Source organism: Streptomyces sp. NPDC020884 (assembly GCF_044333935.1).
Taxonomy (GTDB): Bacteria; Actinomycetota; Actinomycetes; order Streptomycetales; family Streptomycetaceae; genus Streptomyces.
In genome coordinates, this window is the sequence record NZ_JBIRRY010000003.1 from 150966 (window position 1) to 174438 (window position 23473).

General features: G+C 73.3%; 20 protein-coding genes. 5 read left to right on the plus strand and 15 right to left on the minus strand.

Going from position 1 to position 23473, the window contains the following annotated elements; all coding sequences use genetic code 11:
- Positions 1–4: 4 nt before the first annotated feature.
- Entirely contained in the window at positions 5–295 is a 291-nt protein-coding gene (locus tag ACH4UK_RS11565; protein WP_398355846.1) for a hypothetical protein, read from the minus strand.
- Between the two features lie 151 nt (positions 296–446).
- Between ACH4UK_RS11565 and ACH4UK_RS11570 the strand changes: the two genes are divergently transcribed.
- Positions 447–1355: a hypothetical protein gene (locus ACH4UK_RS11570; protein WP_398355847.1), complete on the plus strand. Its 909-nt coding sequence runs from the start codon at positions 447–449 to the stop codon at positions 1353–1355.
- Positions 1356–1368: 13 nt separating this feature from the next.
- Here ACH4UK_RS11570 and ACH4UK_RS11575 read toward each other — a convergent pair whose 3' ends face one another.
- Positions 1369–2769, minus strand: a complete 1401-nt coding sequence (locus tag ACH4UK_RS11575; RefSeq protein WP_398355848.1) for a PLP-dependent aminotransferase family protein — start codon at positions 2767–2769, stop codon at positions 1369–1371.
- A gap of 47 nt (positions 2770–2816) precedes the next feature.
- Here ACH4UK_RS11575 and ACH4UK_RS11580 point away from each other — a divergent pair, with 47 nt between their 5' ends.
- Positions 2817–3332 carry a carboxymuconolactone decarboxylase family protein gene (locus ACH4UK_RS11580; RefSeq protein ID WP_398355849.1) on the plus strand — a complete coding sequence of 172 codons (516 nt, stop codon included), beginning with the start codon at positions 2817–2819 and terminating at the stop codon, positions 3330–3332.
- An 82-nt stretch (positions 3333–3414) separates the two neighbouring features.
- Here the strand turns inward: ACH4UK_RS11580 and ACH4UK_RS11585 are convergent, their stop codons facing one another.
- The 4 genes from ACH4UK_RS11585 to ACH4UK_RS11600 all read right to left on the minus strand — a co-directional run bounded on the left by ACH4UK_RS11585 (position 3415) and on the right by ACH4UK_RS11600 (position 8021).
- Entirely contained in the window at positions 3415–4404 is a 990-nt protein-coding gene (locus ACH4UK_RS11585) for a malate dehydrogenase (protein WP_398355850.1), read from the minus strand.
- A 218-nt stretch (positions 4405–4622) separates the two neighbouring features.
- Entirely contained in the window at positions 4623–5954 is a 1332-nt protein-coding gene (locus ACH4UK_RS11590) for a helix-turn-helix domain-containing protein (protein WP_398355851.1), read from the minus strand.
- A gap of 509 nt (positions 5955–6463) precedes the next feature.
- The gene (locus ACH4UK_RS11595) at positions 6464–7114 is read right to left on the minus strand and encodes a DUF3017 domain-containing protein (protein WP_398355852.1); all 651 of its coding nucleotides are present in this window, start codon (positions 7112–7114) and stop codon (positions 6464–6466) included.
- Positions 7115–7139: 25 nt separating this feature from the next.
- Positions 7140–8021 carry a bifunctional methylenetetrahydrofolate dehydrogenase/methenyltetrahydrofolate cyclohydrolase gene (locus ACH4UK_RS11600; RefSeq protein ID WP_398355853.1) on the minus strand — a complete coding sequence of 294 codons (882 nt, stop codon included), beginning with the start codon at positions 8019–8021 and terminating at the stop codon, positions 7140–7142.
- Between the two features lie 219 nt (positions 8022–8240).
- Here ACH4UK_RS11600 and ACH4UK_RS11605 point away from each other — a divergent pair, with 219 nt between their 5' ends.
- The gene (locus tag ACH4UK_RS11605; protein ID WP_398355854.1) at positions 8241–8912 is read left to right on the plus strand and encodes an RDD family protein; all 672 of its coding nucleotides are present in this window, start codon (positions 8241–8243) and stop codon (positions 8910–8912) included.
- 94 nt (positions 8913–9006) lie between these two features.
- Here ACH4UK_RS11605 and ACH4UK_RS11610 read toward each other — a convergent pair whose 3' ends face one another.
- The 3 genes from ACH4UK_RS11610 to purN all read right to left on the minus strand — a co-directional run bounded on the left by ACH4UK_RS11610 (position 9007) and on the right by purN (position 12884).
- The gene (locus tag ACH4UK_RS11610; protein WP_398355855.1) at positions 9007–10536 is read right to left on the minus strand and encodes a DUF2079 domain-containing protein; all 1530 of its coding nucleotides are present in this window, start codon (positions 10534–10536) and stop codon (positions 9007–9009) included.
- A 136-nt stretch (positions 10537–10672) separates the two neighbouring features.
- The gene (gene purH / locus ACH4UK_RS11615) at positions 10673–12241 is read right to left on the minus strand and encodes a bifunctional phosphoribosylaminoimidazolecarboxamide formyltransferase/IMP cyclohydrolase (RefSeq protein WP_398355856.1); all 1569 of its coding nucleotides are present in this window, start codon (positions 12239–12241) and stop codon (positions 10673–10675) included.
- Positions 12228–12884, minus strand: coding sequence for a phosphoribosylglycinamide formyltransferase (gene purN / locus ACH4UK_RS11620; protein WP_398355857.1), 657 nt, complete (start codon positions 12882–12884; stop codon positions 12228–12230). Before purN ends, purH begins: the two co-directional genes overlap by 14 nt.
- Positions 12885–13145: 261 nt before the next feature.
- Here purN and ACH4UK_RS11625 point away from each other — a divergent pair, with 261 nt between their 5' ends.
- Positions 13146–14123: a hypothetical protein gene (locus ACH4UK_RS11625; protein ID WP_398355858.1), complete on the plus strand. Its 978-nt coding sequence runs from the start codon at positions 13146–13148 to the stop codon at positions 14121–14123.
- Here the strand turns inward: ACH4UK_RS11625 and ACH4UK_RS11630 are convergent.
- Positions 14113–15999, minus strand: a complete 1887-nt coding sequence (locus ACH4UK_RS11630; RefSeq protein ID WP_398356319.1) for a DUF6350 family protein — start codon at positions 15997–15999, stop codon at positions 14113–14115. The genes ACH4UK_RS11625 and ACH4UK_RS11630 overlap by 11 nt on opposite strands.
- A 126-nt stretch (positions 16000–16125) precedes the next feature.
- On the opposite strand from ACH4UK_RS11630, the gene ACH4UK_RS11635 reads away from it, so the two are divergent.
- A complete protein-coding gene (locus ACH4UK_RS11635; RefSeq protein ID WP_398355859.1) occupies positions 16126–17391 on the plus strand; it encodes a helix-turn-helix domain-containing protein in 1266 nt (421 codons plus the stop codon).
- Between the two features lie 98 nt (positions 17392–17489).
- On the opposite strand, the gene sucD is transcribed toward ACH4UK_RS11635, so the two are convergent.
- The 5 genes from sucD to ACH4UK_RS11660 form a co-directional block, all read right to left on the minus strand.
- Entirely contained in the window at positions 17490–18374 is an 885-nt protein-coding gene (sucD, locus tag ACH4UK_RS11640; protein ID WP_398355860.1) for a succinate--CoA ligase subunit alpha, read from the minus strand.
- A gap of 21 nt (positions 18375–18395) precedes the next feature.
- A complete protein-coding gene (sucC, locus tag ACH4UK_RS11645; protein WP_398355861.1) occupies positions 18396–19577 on the minus strand; it encodes an ADP-forming succinate--CoA ligase subunit beta in 1182 nt (393 codons plus the stop codon).
- A gap of 347 nt (positions 19578–19924) precedes the next feature.
- Positions 19925–20881 carry a hypothetical protein gene (locus ACH4UK_RS11650; protein WP_398355862.1) on the minus strand — a complete coding sequence of 319 codons (957 nt, stop codon included), beginning with the start codon at positions 20879–20881 and terminating at the stop codon, positions 19925–19927.
- Positions 20882–20986: 105 nt separating this feature from the next.
- A complete protein-coding gene (locus ACH4UK_RS11655) occupies positions 20987–21574 on the minus strand; it encodes a hypothetical protein (RefSeq protein WP_398355863.1) in 588 nt (195 codons plus the stop codon).
- A gap of 547 nt (positions 21575–22121) precedes the next feature.
- Positions 22122–23387: a VWA domain-containing protein gene (locus ACH4UK_RS11660; protein ID WP_398355864.1), complete on the minus strand. Its 1266-nt coding sequence runs from the start codon at positions 23385–23387 to the stop codon at positions 22122–22124.
- Positions 23388–23473 lie beyond the last annotated feature (86 nt).

The window sequence follows — 23473 nt, forward strand, 5'->3', positions numbered from 1 at the left end:
GTGCTCAGCCTCCACCGGACTTGGAGCAGCCGAAGCCGCCGCGGTCGACCGCGGACTTGTTGAAGCTGCCGCCCTCCACCTTGCCGTTGGAGCTGTCGCCCCCGTAGTAGTAGGAGCCGCGCCCGCTGCCGGAGCCGCCGCTGCCGCTCCGGCACTCGTAACTGGGCAGGGTCTCGCGGGTCGTCCGGTCGGCGCAGCGCCGGTCCGGCTCCGATCCGCAGGATGTGATGGTCAGGGCGAGCAGCCCCATACCGCCGAGCACGACCGTGCTCGACCTCAGCCTCCGCTTGGCCATGTTCGATTCTCCCCCGTGATACGCGATCGGATCCGGCTCCCTTCCCGGCACCGGACCGCTTGTCAGACTAGTTCGACGGATGGCCGGTTCGAAACCTGGAGGGGCCGGAGCGTCAACCTCCGCCCGGTAGATTCCTTTTGTGCTTCTCGGGATGATCTGTGCGCTCGGGGCGGCGGTCTGCTTCGGCACGGCGTCCGTCCTCCAGGCCGTCGCCGCGCGGGCCGCCGCCCGGCCGGACTCCGGGGCGGGCGTGGACCCGGCGCTGCTGCTGCGGGCGCTGCGGCAGTGGCGATACGTGGCCGGTCTCGCCCTGGACGGCGCCGGCTTCCTCCTCCAGATCGTCGCGCTGCGCACCCTGCCGATCTACGCGGTCGGCGCGGCGCTCGCCGCGTCCCTGGCGGTCACGGCGGTGGTCGCGTCCCGGCTGCTGGCGGTCCGGCTGAGCAGCACGGAGTGGACGGCGGTGGGGGTGGTCTGCGCCGGTCTGGGCATGCTGGCCCTCGCCTCGGGCGCGGAGGGCCACCGGCCGGGCCCGGACGCGCTGCCCTGGGCCCTGCCCGCCGTGGCGCTCGGCGTGCTCCTGGCCGGCGTGCTGGCGGGACGGCTGCCGGCGAAGCCGCGGGCACTGGCCCTGGGGCTCGGGGCGGGGTTCGGCTTCGGGGTGGTGGAGGTGGCCGTCCGGCTGATCGACGACCCCGCACCGGGCGCGCTGCTGAGCGACCCGGCGCTGTACGGGCTGCTGCTGGGCGGCGGGGCCGCGTTCCTGCTGCTCACCTCGGCGCTGCAACGGGGTTCGGTGACCACGGCGACGGCCGGCATGGTGCTCGGCGAGACGATCGGCCCGGCGCTGGTCGGGGTGGTGTGGCTGGGCGACGGGACCCGCTCGGGCCTCGGCTGGCTGGCGGTCACCGGCTTCGCGGTGGCGGTGGCGGGCTCACTGGCCCTGGCCCGCTTCGGCGAGGCCCCGGAGGCGGGGGCGAAGCCGGGTCCAGGGCCGGAGCCAGGGCGGGAGCCAGGGCCGGAGCCCGATCCGGGGACCGTACCGCCGGGTGGGTCCTAGGGCCGGACACGTCTCAGGGCAGCACCCGGCACAGGGCGTCCAGCGCGCCGGCCCAGGCGCTCTCCGACGGCGATGCGTAGCCGATCACCAGGCCGTCGCGGGCGGCCGGGGCGTCCGGGTGGCGATAGCTCGCCAGGCCGTCCAGCGCCAGGCCCTGGAACGCCGCCGCCTGGATCACCGAACGCTCGGCTCCCGCCGGGAGTTCGAGGACCGCGTGCAGCCCGGCCGCGATCCCGCTGGCCTCGATGCCCGGCGCACGGTCGGCGAGCGCCGCGACGAGCTGATCGCGGCGGCGGCGGTAGCGCAGCCGCACCGAGCGCACATGCCGGTCGTAGGCCCCCGAAGCGATGAACTCCGCGAGCGTCAGCTGGTCGGGCGAGGCGGACATCGTGTCGGACTCGCCCTTCACCGCCGTCACTTCGCCCACCAGGCTCCGGGGCAGCACCATCCAGCCCAGCCGCAGCCCCGGGGCCAGCGACTTGCTGGCGGTGCCGAGATAGACGACCCGCTCCGGATCGAGGCCCTGGAGCGCGCCCACCGGCTGCCGGTCGTACCGGAACTCCCCGTCGTAGTCGTCCTCCAGGATCAGCCCCCCGGTGGACCGGGCCCAGTCGACGGCGGCGGCCCGCCGGTCCGGGTGCAGCGGTACGCCGGTGGGGAACTGGTGCGCCGGGGTCAGCAGCACCGCCCCCGCGCCGCGCAGCGAAGCCAGCTCGCCGGTCCGCGACCCGTGCTCGTCCAGCGGCAGGCACGGGGTGCGCAGCCCCTCGTCGGCGAGGAGGCCCGTATGCAGGTCGAGGCCGTACGACTCGACGGCGACCTCCCGGACCCGGCGCCCGCGCAGGACCTGGCCCAGCAGCGTCAGCCCGTGCGAGAAGCCGGAGCAGACCACGATGCGCTCCGGGTCGGCGTACACCCCGCGCGCCCGCGCCAGGTACTCGGACAGCACCGTGCGCAGTTCGACGCGCCCGCGCGGATCGCCGTAGCCGAAGGCCTCGTCGGGCGCGGCGGTGAGCGCCTTGCGGGCGGCCTTGAGCCAGGCGGTGCGCGGAAAGGTGGACAGGTCCGGCGAGCCGGGCTTCAGGTTGTGCCCGGCCCCGGGCCGGGCCGGCCGGGAGGGGGCCGCCGCCGGGCCCGTCCGGCGCGGCGCGGACCGCCGGGCGACCCGGGTCCCCGAGCCCTGGCGGGCGGTGAGCCAGCCCTCGGCGACCAGTTCGGCGTAGGCGTCGGCGACCGTGTTGCGGGCGACGCCCAGGTCGGCGGCGAGCACCCGGGAGGACGGCAGCCGGGTGCCGGGGGTAAGCCGGCCGGTCCGCACCGCCTCCCGCAGCGCCTCCATCAGCCCGCTGCGCAGGCCCTGGCCGACCGGTTCCAGATGCAGGTCCGTACCGAAAGTGGCCCAGGAATCCGTCATGTCAATGGACCATACCGGGGGGCCATCGGGGTCGTAGCGTCGATCTCATGACCACCACGCACGAGCACCACCACGCCCCCGCCGACCTCGCCCCCGAGCACCCGGCCCGGATCTCCGTCTCCCAGCTCCTCCCCGACGTCTACAAGGCGATGGTCCGGCTCGACATCGCGGCCCGTAAGGGCCTGGACCCGGTCCTGGTGGAGCTGGTGAAGATCCGGGCCTCGCAGCTCAACCAGTGCGCGTTCTGCCTGGACATGCACAGCAAGGACGCGCTCGCGGCGGGCGAGTCCGTCGAGCGGATCGTCCAGCTCAGCGCCTGGGAGGAGTCGCAGCACTTCTACACCGAGAAGGAGCTCGCGGCGCTCGCCCTGACCGAGGCGGTCACCGTGCTGACCGACGGTTTCGTCCCGGACGCGGTGTACGCGAGGGCCGCCGCGCACTTCGAGGAGACCGAACTGGCCCAGTTGATCGCGGCCATCACCGTGATCAACGCCTGGAACCGCTTCGGCGTCACCGGCCGGCTGGCCCCCGGCCACTACACGCCCGGCGACTTCAAGAGCTGACCGGGAGCCCTCCGGGCGGGCATGCGCGAGCGCCCCCGGCAGCGTGTGCTGCCGGGGGCGCTCGGAGTGCTGCGGGTGCGGCTCAGATGAGGCCGAGCTCGCGGACCGCGTCGCGCTCCTCGGTGAGCTCCTTGACCGACGCGTCGATGCGCGTACGGGAGAACTCGTTGATGTCCAGGCCCTGGACGATCTCGTAGACACCGTTCTTCGTGGTGACCGGGAACGAGGAGATGATGCCCTCGGGGACGCCGTAGGAGCCGTCCGACGGGATGCCCATCGAGGTCCAGTCGCCCGCGGCGGTGCCGTTGACCCAGGTGTGCACGTGGTCGATGGCGGCGTTGGCGGCCGAGGCGGCCGAGGACGCGCCACGGGCCTCGATGATCGCGGCGCCGCGCTTGGCGACGGTCGGAATGAAGGTGTCGGCGAGCCACACCTCGTCGTTGACGGTCTCGGCGGCGTTCTTGCCGGCGATCTCCGCGTGGAAGATGTCCGGGTACTGGGTGGCCGAGTGGTTGCCCCAGATCGTCAGCTTCTTGATGTCGGAGACGGCGGCGCCGGTCTTGGCGGCCAGCTGCGAGATCGCGCGGTTGTGGTCCAGGCGGGTCATCGCGGTGAAGCGCTCCGCCGGTACGTCCGGGGCGGCGGCCTGCGCGATGAGCGCGTTGGTGTTGGCCGGGTTGCCGACGACGAGGACCTTGATGTCGTCCGCGGCGTTGTCGTTGATGGCCTTGCCCTGCGGCTTGAAGATGCCGCCGTTGGCGGCGAGCAGGTCGCCGCGCTCCATGCCCTTGGTGCGCGGGCGGGCGCCGACGAGCAGGGCGACGTTCGCACCGGCGAAGCCGACGTTCGGGTCGTCGGTGATCTCGATGCCGCGCAGCAGCGGGAAGGCGCAGTCGTCGAGCTCCATCGCGGTGCCCTCCGCGGCCTTGAGGCCCTGCGGGATCTCCAGGAGGCGCAGGTTGACCGGCACGTCCGGGCCGAGCAGGTGGCCGGAGGCGATGCGGAAGAGCAGCGCGTAGCCGATCTGGCCGGCTGCGCCGGTCACGGTGACATTCACGGGAGTGCGGGTCATGGCGGTCTCCGTTTAGACAGCTGGCGGTGGGGGTCCCGGCCCCTGGTGCCGGACCCTGGTGCTGGACACCCCTCCGCGTCCGACCAATCTTGACGTGAAGAGATATCCAGCGGTCAGGCTATCGGACCCGGCCGGACCGGTCCGCCCGCCCCCCTGTGGCACCGCGCACAACCGGTCACGTACCGCACGCACGGACGACGGCGACCCGGGCCCGTGGGTCACTCGCCCGGGTCGGTGCACCCCTCCGTGCCGGAGGTGAGCGTCGCGCAGGCCTTCGCGTCGGCCGCCTTCTTCACCGCGACCATCGGGGTGTACGCGTCGGTGTCCCCCATGACCTCGCCGTCCTGCCCGCCGGCCCCGGCGGTGATCCGCACGGTGTCGCCGACGGCCGCCTCGGTGAGGCGGGCCCAGGCGGCGGAGCAGACCTCGCTGTAGCGGACCTCGATCTTGCTGCCGCCGACCACGGCGCTGGCCACCGTACGGGCGAACTCGCCGCCGCAGCCCATCGCCTCGGGGTCCTCGCCGGCGCAGTCCGCACCGCTGCACTCGACCCCCACGGGCAGCTCCGGTGCGGGGGTGGTGGGAGCCGCCGACGGGGGCGGGGTGGCCTTGGCGGCCTTGTCGCCGCCCGGCGCGAGCAGCACCGCGCCGACCACGACGATCAGCGCGCCGACGGCCCCGACCGCGAGCATGAGGCCCTTCCGGCGGCCTCCGGGGGCCTTGCCCCCGGCGGTCCCGCCCGCCCGCTGCCCGCCCTGCGGCGGCCGGGGCTCCCCCGGTGCGCTGCCGCGCTGGTGGGGTACGGACGGAGGGCGCGTCGCGTCGTGGCCGCCGGGCCCGTAGGCGTCGCTGCCGTAACCACTCGGTCCGTGGCCGGCGTTTCCGTAACCACTCGGTCCCTGGCCGGCACTGCCGTACGCGCCCGGTCCGTGGCCGTCGTTTCCGTACGTGCCCGGTCCCTGGCCGTCGTTTCCGTACGCGCCCGGTCCCTGGCCGCCGCCGTGGCCGCCGGTCGCGTGCCCGACCGGGCCCTGGCCGTACGCCTCGTGGGCGGAGGTTCCGCGTCCGCCGGGAGCGGCGGCGTCACGGGGCGGGGCGTCCGGGCCCGCGGCCGTGGGCACCCGCGCGCCGGAACCGGTCGCGCCGCGCCGGCCCCCGGCGGAGGAACGGCCGGACCGGCCGCCCGCCCGAGCGTCGGGAGCCGCCGTGCCGGGCTCGTCGAGCGCGGCACGGGCCTGCGTGATGCGGATGGCCTCCATCGTCATGTCGTGGCGCATCTCGGCCCGGCTCCAGGCCCGCTCCGCCAGCTCCCACATGGTCGTGAGGTGGTGCTGCGGGGTGCCCGTCACCTCGGCGAGGGCCACGACGGCCCCGCGCGGTGCGAGCAGCCGCCCGTTGAGATAACGCTCCCAGGACGTCTTGCTGTAACCCGTGCGGTCGGCCACCGCGTTGATGTTCAGCCCGCTGCGGTCGACGAGTCGGCGCAGCTGGCTGGCGAACTCCCTGATCTGCGGGTCGAGCTCTTCGGGCAGTGCCTTCCAACGAGGCATCGCGTTTCCCCCCTCATGTCCCCCGGACGTCTTTGCTGTGCCCCGCTGCGACCGGCCCCCCGGCCCGCGCATCCCCCGGTCCGTCCGCTGTCCGTCCGTTCCGGACCGTCAGCTGGACTACCCACGAGGATGCGTGAAGCCAGGGTGTCAGTTCCTGACGAGGGGGCGCACGGGAGCATTCGGGACGAGGTGCGTGTCTTCACGCGCCCCGATCAGTGCCCCGATCGCCGCCGCGGCCACCGCTCTGTCTGCTCCGTGCCGCTCTGTGCGCCGTGCCAGTCTGCCATCGTTGCGCGGCGATCACACCGTGCCGGAATGGTCACTTCCGTGCCACAGGCCACAGTGAGCGCTTGTTCCGGCCCTTCATGTCCATGACGCTGGAGTCGGGACGGGGCAAGGCGGCCCATCTCGCCGGATACCGGGGCTTCTTGCCCGGTGGGCCCTGTTCCACCGTGGTGTCCGTCCCTCCTCGGGGGTAGGGACGGACACCACGGCCGGGCCGGCGGCCGCTAGCGGATCGTGAAGCGGACCGCGTCCTCGAGGATCGGGACGTCCAGCCACGGGGCGGGCTGTGCGACCAGCGCGAGCAGCACGATCAACGTGCCCATCAGCCCGTACGTGACCAGGTCGGTGAAGCGGGAACGCACCGCCAGCATCCCGACCGAAGGCACCACCCAGCGCAGCACGGCACCGGCGATCAGCGCGCCGCCGATCAGGATGACGCCGACGCGGAACGCCTGGTCGAACGAGTCCAGGACCACGATCATGAGGCCGAGGCCCGCCGCGCAGAGCACGGTGAGCAACGGCCACTGCCGGGCCGGGGCGGGCGCGTCCCCGGACGCGGCCCGGCCGCCGCCCTCGGGCCGGGCGGTGTCCCGGGTGAACCGCGGGAACCGCCGCGACCGGCGGGGCCGCCCGGCGGTAGCGGGCGGGCCCGTGTCCTCGTTCTTGTCCGCCGCCCGGCCCGTGGCCTCGGCCGCGGTGCTGCCCGCGGCCTCGTCCGCCGGGTCCGGCACGCCGGCCCCGGTCCGGTCGGCCTGGTCGGTCCGATCCGTCCGGTCGACCTGCTCGGTCCGGTCGGCCTGCTCGGCCGGTTCGCCCGGCTCGTCCGCCGCCCGGCCCGCGGGGGCGGGGTCGGCCGGACTCGTACCAGCACCCATGGGGTTCCCCTCCGGCATCCGGCCGTCAGCCCGCGGCGGCGGCGTCGGCGGCCTCGGCGGCAGCCCGTTCGGCGGCCTCCACCACGTTGACCAGCAGCTGCGCGCGGGTCATCGGGCCGACCCCGCCCGGGTTCGGGGCGACCCAGGCGGCCACCTCACGGACGCCCGGGTGCACATCGCCGACGATCTTGCCGTCCGCGTCCCGGCTGACGCCGACGTCGAGCACGGCCGCGCCCGGCTTCACGTCCTCGGGCTTGATCAGGTGCGGCACCCCGGCGGCGGCGACGATGATGTCGGCCTGCCGCAGATGGGAGGCGAGGTCCCGGGTGCCGGTGTGGCACTGGGTCACCGTGGCGTTCTCCGACTTGCGGGTCAGCAGCAGCGGGATCGACCGGCCGATGGTGACACCGCGTCCGACGACCACGACATGCGCCCCGTTGATCTCCACGCCGTGCGCGCGCAGCAGCTGGACGACGCCCTGCGGGGTGCAGGGCAGCGGGCCGGTCTCGTTGAGGACGAGGCGGCCGAGGCTCATCGGGTGCAGCCCGTCGGCGTCCTTCGCCGGATCCATCAGCTCCAGGATCCGGTTGGTGTCGATGCCCTTGGGCAGCGGCAGCTGGACGATGTAACCGGTGCACTCGGGGTCGGCGTTGAGCTCCCGGACGACGTCCTCGATCTCCTCCTGGGTGGCGGTGTCGGGGAGTTCGCGCTGGATGGAGCCGATGCCGACCTGGGCGCAGTCCCGGTGCTTGCCGTTGACGTACCACCGGCTGCCCGGGTCGTCCCCGACGAGAAGGGTTCCGAGGCCGGGAGTGATCCCCTGCGCCTTGAGGGCCGCCACACGGACGGTCAGATCGGATTTGATCGCGGCAGCGGTGGCCTTGCCATCGAGAATCTGGGCAGTCATGCGCCCATCCTCGCGGATGACCCCGCCCGCATACCAATTGCCGGTGCCGCCTCCGTACCGGACGTTGCACTTGCACAACGTCCGGGGTGCCGGGCTGGACAAACACGGGTTGCGCTTATAACGATGTAGGCCGCGGTTGTACGGGGGGCCGGGCCGCCGACGATGTCCTTCCTCCGTGTGGCCATTTCGTCCCCACACGTCTGTTGAAGGAACACCCCTATGAGCTTCGGCGACCCGAACAACCCGTACGGGCAGCAGCCCGGCCAGCCTCCCCAGGGCCCGCCGCAGGGTCAGCCCGGCTACGGCTACCCGCAGCAGGCTCCGCAGGGCGTCCCGCAGCAGGGCTACGGCTACCCGCAGCAGCAGCCGGGGTACCCCCAGCAGCAGCCCGGTTACCCGCAGCAGCAACCGGGATATCCCCAGCAGCCCGGCCAGCCCTACGGCGGCGGCTACCCGCAGCAGCAGCCCGGCTACGGCGGCGGCATGCCCGAGCTGGCCCACTGGGGTCTGCGGGTGGGCGGGTTCATCATCGACGGTCTCATCGTCGGCGCCCCGTACCTCCTCGCCGCGGTCGGCGTCAGCATGGGCGATGACGGCGCCGGCGGCGTCCTCGTCGTGATCGGCTTCCTCGGGATGCTCGGCCTGGCCCTCTGGCAGATGTACATGGAGGGCACGACCGGCCAGTCCATCGGCAAGAAGGCCGTGGGCATCCGGCTGCTCCGCGAGGCCGACGGCCGCCCTCTGGGCTTCGGCATGGCCTTCGTGCGCCGCCTGGCCCACTTCCTGGACAACATCGCCTGCTACATCGGCTGGCTGTGGCCGCTGTGGGACCAGAAGAAGCAGACGTTCGCGGACAAGGTCTGCTCGTCCGTGGTCGTCAAGGCCAACTGACGCTCCCTCCAGAACACACGGCGAGGGCCGCACCCGTTCACGGGTGCGGCCCTCGCGGCATGTCCCGGACCGTGCGGCCCGTGCGCCCGGCCGTTCAGTCCCCGCGGACGCCCGGGATCTCCGCCGGCTCCGGCGTCGTGCGCTCCATCACCACGAAGCTGCCGCCCCGGTGCTTGAGCCGGTAGCGCGCCTCGGGGTGCAGTTGCTCGGCGTACGCCACCGGGTCCTGGATCGGCTGGGACCAGCCGAAGTCCAGGTTGACGGCGACGATGTCGGGTGCGGTGCCCGGGGCTCCGCCGATCCAGTAGACGGTGCGGTCGGAGGTGAGGTGGGCCATCAGCGTGATGTCCGTCTCGACCCGCGCCCCGGCCGGGATGGCGTCCAGCGCCGCCCGCGCCGCCTGGCTGCGGGCGTCGTCGGTGCGGTAGGTCTCCGGGCGCAGCAGATCCCGCAGCGGCAGATGCTGGGTCATCGCGACGGCGATGGCGGCCGCGACGGGCACGGCGACCTTCGCGTACGAGGCGAGCCAGGGGCGGTGCGAGTCGCGGCTGCGGCGGACGCCGTCGGCCAGCGCGAGGAAGAGCACCGGCATGAGGATCGCGCTGTAGTGCCAGACCATGCCCCAGTGGTTGCTGTCCTGCGAGAGCAGCCGCCAGCCGAGCGTCGGGACGATCAGCAGCGTCAGCGGTGAACGCAGCGCCATGAACGCGGTGATGCCGATGAGGAAGACCAGCATCTCGATCTTGACGGAGGAGTCGAGGACGCCGAGGACGGAGTCCAGCATCGAGACGTCCTGTTCACCGTCCTTGTCGATCTTCGTCCAGTAGTCGTACGTGCCCGCGCTGCTGGCCGCCGGGATGAGGACGACGAGGGTGACGGCGAAGGCCACGACCCCGAACGCGGCGAGCAGGGCGCCCTGGAGGCGGCGCCCGTACACGAAGAGCAGGAAGCCGACCACGGCGACGGTGGCGCCCAGGTCCTCCTTGACCAGGACCAGGGGGAGCGACCACAGCACGGCGGCCGTCCAGCGCCGCAGGAGCAGGGCCCGGCAGACGAGGGCCAGCAGCGGCACGGCGAACGCGATCTCGTGGAAGTCCGCCTTCACCGCTTCCTGGATGCCCCAGGAGAGCCCGTAGGCGACGGTGACGCAGAGCCCGGAGCGCCCGCCGAGCAGCTGCTGGGTGGTGCGGCCGACGACGACCGCTCCCAGCGCGAACAGCGCGGCCTGGGCGAACAGCAGCGCTTCGGCCGACGGCCAGAGCCAGTACAGCGGGGCCAGCAGCGCGACGACCGGGGAGAAGTGGTCGCCGAGGATCAGATAGCCGGGGCCCTTGATGTCGACGACCGGGGCGTCGAACCCGGCGTACGCCCTGACCTCCTGCTCGAAGATCCCCAGGTCCCAGGAGGGCGAGCCGAAGCGGCTGTACTGGAAGTACGCGTAGAGGAAGTAGAGCGCGCACAGGATCGCGCCGGCGATGAGGTACGGGCGCAGGGGCACCTGCTCGGCGGCGGCGTCGCCCGCGCGCGGCGCTTCGCCGGCCGGACGGGGGTCCGGCCCCGGGTCCTGGGCGGGCAGGCTGCCCGGTTGTGACCGGTCCGTTCCACTCTTGTTCAGCTCAAGCACGGTGACTGCCCCCGCTAGGGATTTCCACGGCCGTTCATCGGATACGGCCGTTCATTAGAACAGAGCGGCGAGCGGCTTCCGTACAGCGGACAGAGCCGGGGCCGCACCCCCGAAGGGGTGCGGCCCCGGGTCCCGGTCAGTGGAAGAAGTGGCGCGTGCCCGTGAAGTACATGGTGACGCCCGCCTTCTTCGCGGCCTCGATCACCAGCTCGTCGCGGACGGATCCACCGGGCTGGGCGACGGCCTTGACGCCGGCCGCCGTGAGGATCTCCAGGCCGTCGGGGAACGGGAAGAAGGCGTCGGACGCGGCGTACGAACCGGCGGCCCGCTCCTCGCCCGCCCGCTCGACGGCGAGCTTCGCGGAGTCGACGCGGTTGACCTGGCCCATGCCGACGCCGACCGAGGCGCCGTCCTTGGCGAGCAGGATCGCGTTGGACTTGACCGCGCGGCAGGCCCTCCAGGCGAAGGCCAGTTCCTTCAGCTCGGCCTCGGAGAGCGCATCGCCGGTGGCGAGCGTCCAGTTGGCCGGGTCGTCGCCCTCGGCCTGGAGGCGGTCGGTGACCTGGAGCAGCGCGCCGCCGTCGATCGGCTTGACCTCGAACGCGGTGGCCGGGGCATCGGGAGCGCGGAGCACGCGGATGTTCTTCTTGCGGGCCAGCACCTCGACGGCGCCGTCCTCGTAGGCCGGGGCGACGATGACCTCGGTGAAGATCTCGGCGACCTGCTCGGCCAGCGCGACCGTCACCGGGCGGTTGACGGCGATGACGCCGCCGAACGCGGAGAGCGGGTCGCAGGCGTGCGCCTTGCGGTGCGCCTCGGCCACGTCGTCGGCGATGGCGATGCCGCACGGGTTGGCGTGCTTGATGATCGCGACGCACGGTTCGGCGTGGTCGTAGGCGGCGCGGCGGGCGGCGTCGGTGTCCGTGTAGTTGTTGTAGGACATCTCCTTGCCGTGCAGCTGCTCGGCCTCGGCGAGGCCGCCGGCGCCTTCGGTGTAGAGGGCGGCGGACTGGTGCGGGTTCTCGCCGTAGCGCAGGACGTTCTTGCGCGTGAAGGTGGACCCGAGGAATTCGGGGAGGCCGCCGTCGGGGGCCGCGTAGTCGGCCGCGAACCAGGAGGCGACGGCCACGTCGTAGGCGGCGGTGTGACGGAAGGCCTCGGCGGCGAGCCGGGTGCGGGCGGTCAGGTCGAAGCCGCCCGCGGCGACAGCGGCGAGCACGTCGGCGTAGCGCTCCGGGCTGGTCACCACTGCCACGGAGGGGTGGTTCTTGGCGGCGGCGCGGACCATCGAGGGGCCGCCGATGTCGATCTGCTCGACGCACTCGTCGTCGGAGGCGCCGGACTCGACGGTCTCCGTGAACGGGTACAGGTTGACGACCACGAGGTCGAACGGCTCCACGCCGAGCTCGGCGAGCTGCTCGCGGTGGGCGTCCAGACGCAGGTCGGCGAGGATGCCGGCGTGCACACGGGGGTGCAGCGTCTTGACGCGGCCGTCGAGGCACTCGGGGAAGCCGGTGAGCTCCTCGACCTTGGTGACCGGCACCCCGGCGGCTGCGATCCTCCCGGCGGTGGAGCCGGTGGACACCAGCTCGACACCCGCCTCGTGCAGACCGCGGGCGAGCTCTTCGAGCCCCGTCTTGTCGTAGACGCTGACCAGAGCGCGACGGATGGGCTTATTCACCGAAGTGGGGCTATTCACCGACATGACCGAGATGAACCTTTCGTCCCTCAATGCGATGGCCGTCACGGGCGATCCGCCCCACGGCCTCGACGAGCAGCGAGCGCTCGACTTCCTTGATGCGTTCGTGGAGGGCCGCTTCGCCCTCCGGGGTGTCCTCCTCGGTCACCTCGACCACGCCCTGCGCGATGATCGGACCGGTGTCGACGCCGTCGTCGACGAAGTGGACGGTGCAGCCGGTGACCTTCACGCCGTACGCGAGCGCGTCACGCACTCCGTGGGCACCGGGAAAGCTGGGCAGCAGGGCGGGGTGGGTGTTGACGGTCCGGCCCCCGAAGGCGGCGAGGAACGCGGGCCCCACGATCTTCATGAATCCGGCGGAGACGACGAGGTCCGGGCGGTGCCCGGCGACCTGCTCGGCGAGCGCCCCGTCCCACTCCGCACGCGTCGCGTGGTCCTTGACCTTGCAGACGAACGTGGGGATTCCGGCCCGCCGCGCGCGCTCCAGGCCCCCGGTCCCGTCACGGTCCGCGCCGACCGCGACGACCTGCGCCCCGTACGCCACCGGGTCGTCGCCGATGGCGTCGAGAAGCGCCTGGAGATTCGTACCGGATCCGGAGACCAGCACGACCAGCCGGGCGGGAGCGGTGGAGGGGGGCGGGGAGGCCACGTCGGGGCCCTTTCTCACGTGATGACCGCGTGGTGACGCAGGTGCGGCATGCTCTTTGTAGGGTCGTACGAAAGAATCGCTTCGCCCGGTACGGGGAACCCTACGAACGGGCCGACCGTCAGCAACGATACCGGCACACCCGGCGGCCCCCACGGGACGGGGGCGTGACCGGGAGGTAGCGTCAGGGGACAGCGAGCCGTCCACCGGGCGGACGAGCCGCCCCTCGGGCGGACATGACGAGATGGGGAAGACGTTCACCACATGCCGGACCGACGCCGTCGCACCGCCTTCCGCCTCCCCCTGCCCGAGCGGTCCGCTCTGTTGATGCGGGAACGCCAGTCCTCTTCGCCGGACTCCCCGTCCCCGGACCCCTCTTCACCGGGCGCCTCGTCGCCGGGTCCCTCCTCGCCGGATTCCTCCTCTGGGTCCGCCCCGGCCTCCGGCTCCGCCGGGAAGCCGCAGGAGGACAACCCGTTCGCCGCGCCGCCCGCGGACCGTCCGGACCAGCCGTGGCAGCCGCGCCGCCCCTCCTCGGAGGACGGATCGGACGGGAACGGCGGGTCCAGCGGAAACGGCGACGGCTCCTCCGGCGACCGTCCGGCGTGGGGCAGCCAGTGGAGCAGCAAGCAGCCCGGCCGGGGCAACGGCGGCTTCGGCGGCCGCCCCGGCGGGAACGGCTCCGGCGGTCCGGGCGGCAAGGGCGGACCCGAGGGAGGCCGTCCGGGCGGGCTGCGCTGGGACCCCACCGACCCCGCGCAGCGGCGCGCCCGCTATGCGGTGCTCGGCGGCATGTGGGCCTTCTTCTTCGCCCTCTTCGACTTCCCGGAGATCGCCCTGCTGCTGGGCGCGCTCTCGACGTACTGGGCGATCAGCGCGCTCCGCGCCCCGCTGAAGAACGCCGCCGCGACGGACCGCGCGGCGGCGGGCGGTACGGGGACGACCGGGGACGCCGCCGGAACCGGGACCGGGACCGGCCCGGGGGCCACGGCGGACGCCGTGGCCGGGGCCGCGGCCGCCGCCCCGCAGAACGTCAGCACCAGGCAGCAGACCACGGCGGCGGTCAGCGGCCTGGTGACCGCCCTGCTGGCGCTGCTCATCGTGGCGACGACGTTCACCGTGCAGCTCGTCTACCGCGACTACTACACCTGCGTGAACGACGCCCTGACCAAGTCCGGCGCGCTGGCCTGCAACGACCAGCTGCCGAAGCCGCTGGAGCCGTTCTTCGGCGTCAAGGAGTAGGGCCGGAGCCGTCCGGCTCCGCCGCGGGGCGACCCGAAGCGCGATCGGCGGAGTCTGCGGGACCAGAGGACCCAGCGGGATCAGCGGGATCAGCACGGAAATCGGCCATCAGGCCGCCGGAGTCCCGCTTCAGGGAGGCCCAACGGGCCTCCCTGGCGTCTTTCCCGTGCCAGGGATCGGTCTTCTCCTGCCAAGGATGGGCCTTCTCCTGCCTCGGATCGCTCGTCTCGTGCCAGGGATCGGTCGTCTCGTGCCAGGGATCGGTCGGCAGGAAGTCGTAGGGCTCGAACCCCGCGTCGCCCCGCCCCGCCGCCGGGCCCGGCAGCGCGCCGGAGGCCGCGTCGGGTGCCGACCCAGGCGCCGGAACGCAGGGCGAGTCGGCCGAGGCCGAGGGCCCGCCCGGCCCCGCATCGGCCGACTCGCCCTGCGGACCGCCCCGCCCGCGCCACGGCGCCCACCAGCGCCGCGGACGGCCGGTGACGACCGCCGCTTCGGTCTCCGGCGCCTCCCGCTCACTCCGCCGCACGGTGCGGTGCACCGGCGACCCGCTCTGCTCCTCCTCGGCCGCCGCCGGGGGCGCTTCCGCTTCGGGTACGTCCCGGCGCCAGGCCCAGCCCGGGGTGCGCAGGCGCCACAGCCGCAGCAGCAGGGCCGCCGGTACGCCGAGGCCCGCGGTCCACGCCAGCGCCGCCGGGCCGGTCAGCCACCACACCGGGCCGAACGCGCTGAGCTCTCCGGTGCCGAGAGGCCCGCCGGCCACCGCCGTGAGCAGCGCCGTTCCCACGCCGCACCCCAGCGCGGCGAGCAGCGTCACCAGCACCGTCTCGCGCGGGCTCCACGCCTGCGCGCGGGGTGCGTCGGCGGGCGCGGCCCTGCGTACGGTGAACCAGGCGAGCGCCAACGCGGCCGCCACCGGCACCGCCAGGGCCGTCGCGTTCAGCAGGGAGCCCGGCCCCTGGTCCGGCACCGCCGCCAGCAGGGGGAACGGGGGCGCCGCCGGGGTCCCGTCGAGGCCCAGCGGGGTGGCGGTGGATCCCGTACCGAGCGAGAAGCCGGGTCCGAGCCCGTACGCCGCGCCCCACAGCGCCGCGTTCGGCACGAGCGAGGCGGCCAGCAGGAGTACGGCGAACCGCCCCGGCCAGTCGCCCGCGAGCGCCAGGAACTCCTCCTGCGCCGCCCCTGCGTTCCGGCCGAGCGCCACCCCGACCAGCAGCGCACCGCCTCCGAGCAACACCATCAGGCCCACCGCCGCCGACCGGCACGCAGCCTCGGCCCGGTGCCGGAAGAGCGTGCGCGCGAGCGCCTCCTGAAGCGCCAGGGGCGACCAGGACGGCAGGGGCCCGAGCGGCCGTCCGGCCGCCGTCCACACCCCGGCCGCCGCCGCACCGGCCACCACCAGCGCCACCGGGAACACCAGCGTGTCCGGGTCCGCGCGCAGCGAACCGCCCCGCGCGCAGGCCGCCGCCCCCGCCACGACCAGCAGATACCCCGCGGTCACCGCGCAGAACGCGCCCGCCTGCGAGGGCCGGGGCTGTCCCTCCTCCGGCTCTGCCGCATCGCGCGCCGCACGGTGCGCCAGCCAGACCGGGCCCACCATGAGCAGCAGCGGCACCAGGGAGACGGGGGCGGGAACGCCGCTCAGGGTGTCGGGCCGCACGAGTCCGGCGCCGTGCGCGAGCAGCCAGACCCCGGCGACCGCGCGCAGCGCCCCACCCGGTCCGCTGTCGGGGTACGGGGAGCTGACCCACACCACCATGACCAGCACCGTCAGCGACCCGAGGCCGAGCCCGGCGGCGACGGCACCCCGTACGAGAGCGGAGGCCAGGGCGAGCGTGCGGTTGCGCTCGGCCGTCGCCTTCGGGCTGCGTTGCGTCATTTGGGTCACGCGGCCCATGCTGCCAACGACACGCGCTTATTTCGCGTAACGCGCGAACAGCGTCGGTGTCGCTCAATATACGTTTATGTACTTTTTCACCCAGTGCGGCGCTGCCGGGGGTCACCCATGACCCGGAGCACGACCGACGAGGCCGCCGCGCCGCCGCTGCCCTCCCCCAAGGAGCGCCGCAGACTGCGCGAGGCGAAAGCGCTGAGCGAGGAGCAGGTGGCGGCGGCCGTCGGCGTCACGCGCGCCACCGTGCGCTCCTGGGAGACGGGGCGCACGAGCCCGCGCGGACGCAAGCGCGCGCTGTACGCGAAGCTCATCGGCCCGGAGCCGGAGGCGGGGCGTCAACAGCCGGTCGCGGCACCAGTGACGGACACGACCACGCCCCAGGAGCGGCCACCGGACGCGCCCGAGGCCGCTCCGGAAGAGGCCGCCTCCCCGACAGAGCTGAACGCGGAAGCGGAGGTGGAGTCGGAGTCGGGGTCGGGGTCGGAGTCGGGGGTGGAGTCGGAGTCGGGGGTGGAGTCGGAGTCGGTCGTCGAAGTGGAGGCGGCCGGCGAGCGGCGTCTCTCCCCCGCCGAGGCCTTCGACGAGTTGTACGCAGGCACCGCTTCCGGCCTCGTCCGCCAGGCCTATCTGCTGACCGGCCGGCGCGCCCTGGCCCGCGAGTCCGTCGAGCGCGCCTTCGAACTGGCCTGGCAGCGCTGGCCCGAGGTGGCCGTCGACCGCGACCCGGCCGGCTGGGTGCGCGCGGCGGCGTACGAGTACGCGATGTCCCCCTGGCACCGGCTGCGCCGCACGCACCGGCACCCCGACGCCCCGCCCACCGAGCCGGGCAAACGGGCGCTGTTCGACGCGCTGCTCGACCTTCCCCCGGCCTACCGGCGCACGCTGCTCCTGTACGACGGGGTCGGGCTGGACCTTCCGGAGACCGCCGCCGAGACGGAGGCCAGCACCCCGGCGGCGGCGGGCCGGCTGATGACCGCCCGCGCCGCCGTCGCCGAGCGGCTCCCCGAGCTGGCGGTCGCCGCGTCCCCCGCCGAACAGTCGGTTCTGCTGCACGACCGGCTCGGCGGCCTCGCCCGCGCCGAGCACGTCCCCGTACCGCAGCCGGCCCGTGCCGTGCGCACCGGCAGCGAGGACAAGGCCAGGCGGTGGACCCGGGCCGCCGTCGCGGGCGTCGCGCTGCTCATCGCCGTGACCGGGCTGACCCTGCACACCGCGCCCACCCACTACGAGCAGCCGATCTCCCCGGCCGAACGGGTCGGGGGCGTACCGCCGCGCGGTGGTCCGCAGAAGCTCAGCGCGCAGGACCTGAAGCTTCAGAAGTCGCTGCGCGAGCAGTTGGCACACGGCCCTGAGCGGCTGGTTCCGCAGCTGCGGTGATCCCGGCGGCGCATGCGTGACGACACGGCGCGGGCCCGCACCCCTCGGTGAAAGGGGGTGCGGGCCCGCGCCGTGTACGCGTGTCTCTACTGCCTGCTTCAGGCGCCGAGGATCTCGCGCGCCAGCTTGGCGGTCTCGGTCGGCGTCTTACCGACCTTGACGCCGGCGGCCTCGAGGGCCTCCTTCTTCGCCTGGGCGGTGCCCGAGGAGCCGGAGACGATGGCGCCGGCGTGGCCCATGGTCTTGCCCTCCGGGGCGGTGAAGCCCGCGACGTAACCGACGACCGGCTTCGTGACGTTCTTCGCGATGAAGTCGGCGGCACGCTCCTCGGCGTCGCCGCCGATCTCGCCGATCATCACGATGAGGTCGGTCTCGGGGTCCGCCTCGAACGCCGCGAGGGCGTCGATGTGCGTCGTGCCGATGACGGGGTCGCCACCGATGCCGACAGCGGAGGAGAAGCCGATGTCACGGAGCTCGTACATCATCTGGTAGGTCAGCGTGCCGGACTTGGACACGAGACCGATGCGGCCGGGCTTGGTGATGTCGCCCGGGATGATGCCGGCGTTGGACTGGCCGGGGGTGATGAGACCCGGGCAGTTCGGGCCGATGATCCGGGTCTTGTTGCCCTTCTCGCCCGCGTACGCCCAGAAGGCGGCGGAGTCGTGAACGGCGATGCCCTCGGTGATGACGACCGCGAGCGGGATCTCGGCGTCGATCGCCTCGACGACGGCGGCCTTGGAGAACGCCGGCGGCACGAAGAGGACGGACACGTTCGCGCCGGTCTTCTCCATCGCTTCCTTGACGGAGCCGAAGACCGGGATGTCGGTGCCGTCGAAGTCGACGGACGTACCGGCCTTGCGCGGGTTCACGCCACCGACGATGTTGGTGCCGTCGGCCAGCATGAGCTTGGTGTGCTTCATGCCCGTGGCGCCGGTCATCCCCTGGACGATGACCTTGCTGTCCTTGGTGAGGAAGATAGCCATGGTGTTGGAGTCCCTCGTCCCTTACTTCGCAGCCGCGGCGAGCTCGGCGGCCTTGTCGGCCGCGCCGTCCATGGTGTCCACGCGCTGCACGAGCGGGTGGTTGGCGTCGGAGAGGATCTTGCGACCCAGCTCCGCGTTGTTGCCGTCGAGGCGCACGACCAGCGGCTTCTCGACCTTCTCGCCCTTGGACTCGAGCAGCGCGAGCGCCTGCACGATGCCGTTGGCGACCTCGTCACAGGCGGTGATGCCACCGAAGACGTTGACGAAGACGGACTTGACGTCCGGGTCGCCGAGGATGATCTCCAGGCCGTTCGCCATGACCTCTGCGGAGGCGCCGCCACCGATGTCGAGGAAGTTGGCGGGCTTCACGTTGCCGTGGTTCTCACCGGCGTACGCGACGACGTCCAGGGTCGACATGACCAGGCCGGCGCCGTTGCCGATGATGCCGACCTCGCCGTCGAGCTTGACGTAGTTGAGGTTCTTGGCCTTGGCAGCAGCCTCGAGCGGGTTGGCTGCGTCCTTGTCCTCGAGAGCCTCGTGGCCGGGCTGACGGAAGTCGGCGTTCTCGTCGAGCGAGACCTTGCCGTCCAGCGCCAGGATGCGGCCGTCCTTGGTCTTCACCAGCGGGTTGACCTCGACGAGGAGCGCGTCCTCGGCGACGAAGGTGTCCCACAGCGTCACCAGGGCCTCGGCGACCTTCTCGGCCACCTCGGCCGGGAACTTCGCCTGGGCCACGATCTCGCGGGCCTTGACGATGTCCACACCGGAGTTGGAGTCGACCGGGACCTTCGCGAGGGCCTCGGGGCTCTTCTCCGCGACCTCCTCGATGTCCATGCCGCCCTGCACCGAGGCCATGGCCAGGAAGGTGCGGTTGGTGCGGTCGAGGAGGTACGAGACGTAGTACTCCGCCTCGATCTCCGGGGACAGCTCGGCGATCATCACCTTGTGGACCGTGTGGCCCTTGATGTCCATGCCGAGAATGTCGGTCGCCCGTGCGACCGCCTCGTCGGGGGTGGCGGCCAGCTTGACGCCGCCGGCCTTGCCGCGGCCGCCGACCTTCACCTGCGCCTTGACGACAGACTTGCCGCCCAGCTTTTCGGTCGCCTCGCGGGCTGCCTCAGGCGTGTCGATGACTTCACCGGCCAGCACCGGTACACCGTGCTTGGCGAAGAGGTCCCTCGCCTGGTACTCGAACAGGTCCACGCGCGTCCGTCCCTTTTAGTGGTCTCGCGGTTCGTTCTTCTGCGTGGGCGTGCCGCGAAGGGCAACGTGACTGCGCTGTCACTAGGGAGGCGTACACGGTGTCCGAGTACGCGGCATGTCCATCCGGCAGGTTATCCCCGCGCTCGGTGTGACCCTAAATCGCAGATCACACCTGAGCGGTGATAACGGTCACAGAGGGTGGCCCCTCCGGCTCCCGGGCGGGGCCACCCGGGAGCCGGAAGCGGCTGACGAGAACCGGAGTATCCCGCTCCTGGTCCCCCTGGACCGGGTACTCCGGTGCGGTGCATCACGGCACCGCGCGTGCTTCCTTCTTACGCGCTTCCTTCTTACGGCGCGGGCACCGTGTCCGTCAGGAAGGACGGGGTGACCGAGGTGACGCCCTGGACGCCGGTGGCCGCGCGGCCACCGGCGGGACGGGCGTCCTCGCGGACCGTCTCCGCCAGACCGCCCGCGAAAGGCCGGGCCTGCTCCCCGACGCCCTCGGCCAGTGGCCGCACCCGGGTGGTGACCCCCTGGGCGAACGGCCCGGCCGCGTCACCGGTCAGCCCCTCCGCCAGCGGCCGGACCTCGGACGCGACACCCCCGGCGAACGGCACGGCCGCACCCGTGACGCCGGACGCCAGCGGCTGGACCTCGGCCGTGACGCCCTGCGCGAAGGGGGCGGCGGCGTCGCCGACGACTCCTTGGGCGAACGGCCCGACCTCGCCGATGACGCCCTGGGCGAGCGTGCCGACGTCGCCGACCGCCTGGCCGACGACCGGGACCGCGACGCCGACGGCACCCGCGGCGAGCGGCGGCAGCACGGCGTCGGACGTCTGCCCGACCACGGGCCCGGCCTCGGCCGGCACGCCCTGGACGGCGGCCGGCACCTGGTTCCCGGCGTAGCCGGGGATCTGCTCGATCGGCCCGAAGAGGTAGTCGATCTCGTCGACCGGCGCTGCGGGGACCTGCACGGCCCCGGGAGCACGCTGTACGTCACCGAGCTCCGGGACCTCCGCGGCGCGCGGGACCTCCGGGGTCTGCGGCGTGCCCACCGGTGACGGGAGGCGATCCCGTACGTCGGTCGCACCGGCGGCCTTGCCCACGGGCCCCGTGAGGGTGTCCTTGGCCGTCTCGACGTCCTTGACGATCTCCGTCGCGTCGGGGGCCTCGGCCGCCGGGTCCGGGATGGAGAGCGGTACGGACACGGGCAGCTCGGCCGCGCTCGCCGCGGCGGTGCCGAGCGCCCACATACCGGTGGCGGTGGCGGCGACGGCTATGGATCGGCGCATGTTCTTGTGCATGGGTGTGTCAGATCCTTCGAAGGTGTTCGGCAGTCCGGAGAAGTCCGGACGCGGGCAGACCTGTTCCGCCCCCGCGCGGCAGGTCGAGGCGGGGAACGGCCTGCCCTAGCCGGGGAATTCGAGGATCTCGCCGGATCTGTCGGGTATCGGGGCGGTGGTCGCCGGGAGGCCCGCTCCCCGGACGAGCGCCGCGGACGGACCGCCCGGGACCGGCAGCGCGTGCAGGTCGCCGCCGCGCGGCCCCTGGACGTCGGCCACCGCCGTACGCACGAGGTCGCCGGAGGGGGCGAACGGCGCACGGCCCGGGGCCCCCGCGGGGGCCGAGACCCGTGCGTGCCCGACGTCCGGCGCAGCGGACCCGTCCGGCACGGCCGGGGTGGAGCCCAGCGCCCCGGCGCCCCGGTCGTACCCGGCCGCGCGCTCGACGGAGGTGTCCGCCCCGGCGGCATCCGGCCCCAAGGCTCCCGAACCGTCCTCGGCGCCACGGCCGTTGCCCGGCCCGGAAGGTGACGGAGCACCGGGTGCGTTTGGTTCGCCGCCGGGAACGGGCAGCAGGGGGAAGAGCGGCGGGAGCCCCGGCAGGGACGCCACCGGTCGCGCCTCCCCGGCGACCCGGTCCACGGCGTCCCCGACTCCCACGGTCACCGGATCGCGAACGCGATCGGGGGTGGAGCCGACCGCAGCCGCAGGCACGGGCACCCGCACCGGGGCAGGCGCTTCGGGATCTGCGGCCGGCTCTGCGGTTGGCTCTGCGGCCGATCCCGCAACGGGTTCCCGTATGGACCGCTGCTGGGTGGCCCGCTGCGGTGTGTCCCGATCGACCGGCTCGACGACGCGCTGAGCGGAGCGCTCAACTGTCTTACGGACGGCGGACCCAGGGGCTGCACGCTCCGGAACGACGTCCGCCACGGAGGCGGTGAGCGGACCGGGTTCCGGACGCTCCTGCGCTTCCGCGCGGCCACCCGCGAGAAGGCCCAGGGCCAGCAGCCCGCCGAGGAACAGCACCGTCTGAACCGCGCGACGCCCCGCCGCCCCACGCACCGGGCGCGGTTCGACGGCTGCGCGGGCAGCGACGGTCGCGGTCACCTCGGTGGCTCCTCCCCTGGTGCACGGGCAGCGGCGAACGGTGGGCGGTGGGCGGTGGGCAGCGTTGGCGCAGGCAGGAGGCGGCGGAATGCGGCCCTCCGCGAACGACCGGTCGATGCTCGCACGAGCCCGTGGGGGTGACGCAAGCCCCTGGCTACTGTTGGGTCTCCTTGTCCGGTATGGGCAGTGGCCTCTTCTCGATCGCCGCCGCCATGACGTCCGGGAAGAGGTCCGGCGTACAGGCGAACGCGGGTGCGCCCAGCGCCCCGAGCGCCGCCGCGTGTTCGTGGTCGTACGCGGGCGCACCCTCGTCGGAGAGCGCGAGCAGCGTCACGAACTGCACCCCGGAGGCCTTCATCGCGGCGACCCGTTTGAGCATCTCGTCGCGTATACCGCCTTCGTAGAGGTCGCTGATGAGGACGACGACGGTGTCGGCGGGGCGGGTGATCTTCGACTGGCAGTAGGCGAGCGCCCGGTTGATGTCGGTGCCGCCGCCGAGCTGGGTGCCGAAGAGGATGTCGACCGGGTCGTCGAGCTGGTCGGTGAGGTCGGCGACCGCCGTGTCGAAGACGACGAGCCGGGTCGACAGGGTGCGCATGGAGGCGAGCACCGCACCGAAGACCGAGGCGTAGACGACCGATGCGGCCATCGAGCCCGACTGGTCGATGCACAGGACGATGTCCTTCTTGGCGGACCGGGAGGCGCGCCCGTAGCCGATGAGGCGCTCCGGAACGATCGTGCCCCGGCTCTCGCCGTGTCCCGCACCGGTCACCTCCCCCGCCGGTCCCGGGACGGGGAGGTAGTTCTTGAGGTTGGCCCGGATGGTCCGGTTCCAGTCGATGTCCCGGTGGCGCGGCCGGCTGATCCGCGCCGAGCGGTCCAGGGCCCCGGACAGGGTGGCCCTGGTGCGGCTCTCCAGGCGCTTCTCCAGGTCGTCGACGACCTTGCGGACCACGGCGCGTGCGGTCTCCTTCGTCGTCTCGGGCATCGCCTTGTTCAGGGAGAGCAGGGTGCCGACGAGGTGGACGTCCGCCTCGACCGCCTCCAGCATCTCCGGCTCCAGGAGCAGGGCCGCCAGGCCGAGCCGGTCGATCGCGTCGCGCTGCATGACCTGGACGACGGAGCTGGGGAAGTAGGTCCGGATGTCGCCGAGCCAGCGGGCGACGGAGGGCGCCGACGCTCCGAGCCCCGCCGAGCGGCCACCGGAGCCCCGGCCGCCGGGCTTCTTCCCGGCGCCTCCGCCGTACAGCGCGTTCAACGCGCCGTCCATCGCGGCGTCCTGGCCGGTGAGGGTGCACCCGGTGCTGTCGGCGCTGTCCGCGCCGAGCACCATCCGCCAGCGCCGCAGCCGTTCGGCGTCGGGCACGTGCGGGGCGGTGGGCCGCGTGGTCCCCGGAGCCGGTGCCGTTGTCCGTTCCATCGTCTCCCCCGTCGGGTCCGTCGTTCGCCGGTCCGTGATCCCTGGGTCCGTCGTGCCTGGGTCCGTCGTGCCCGGGTCCGTCGTCG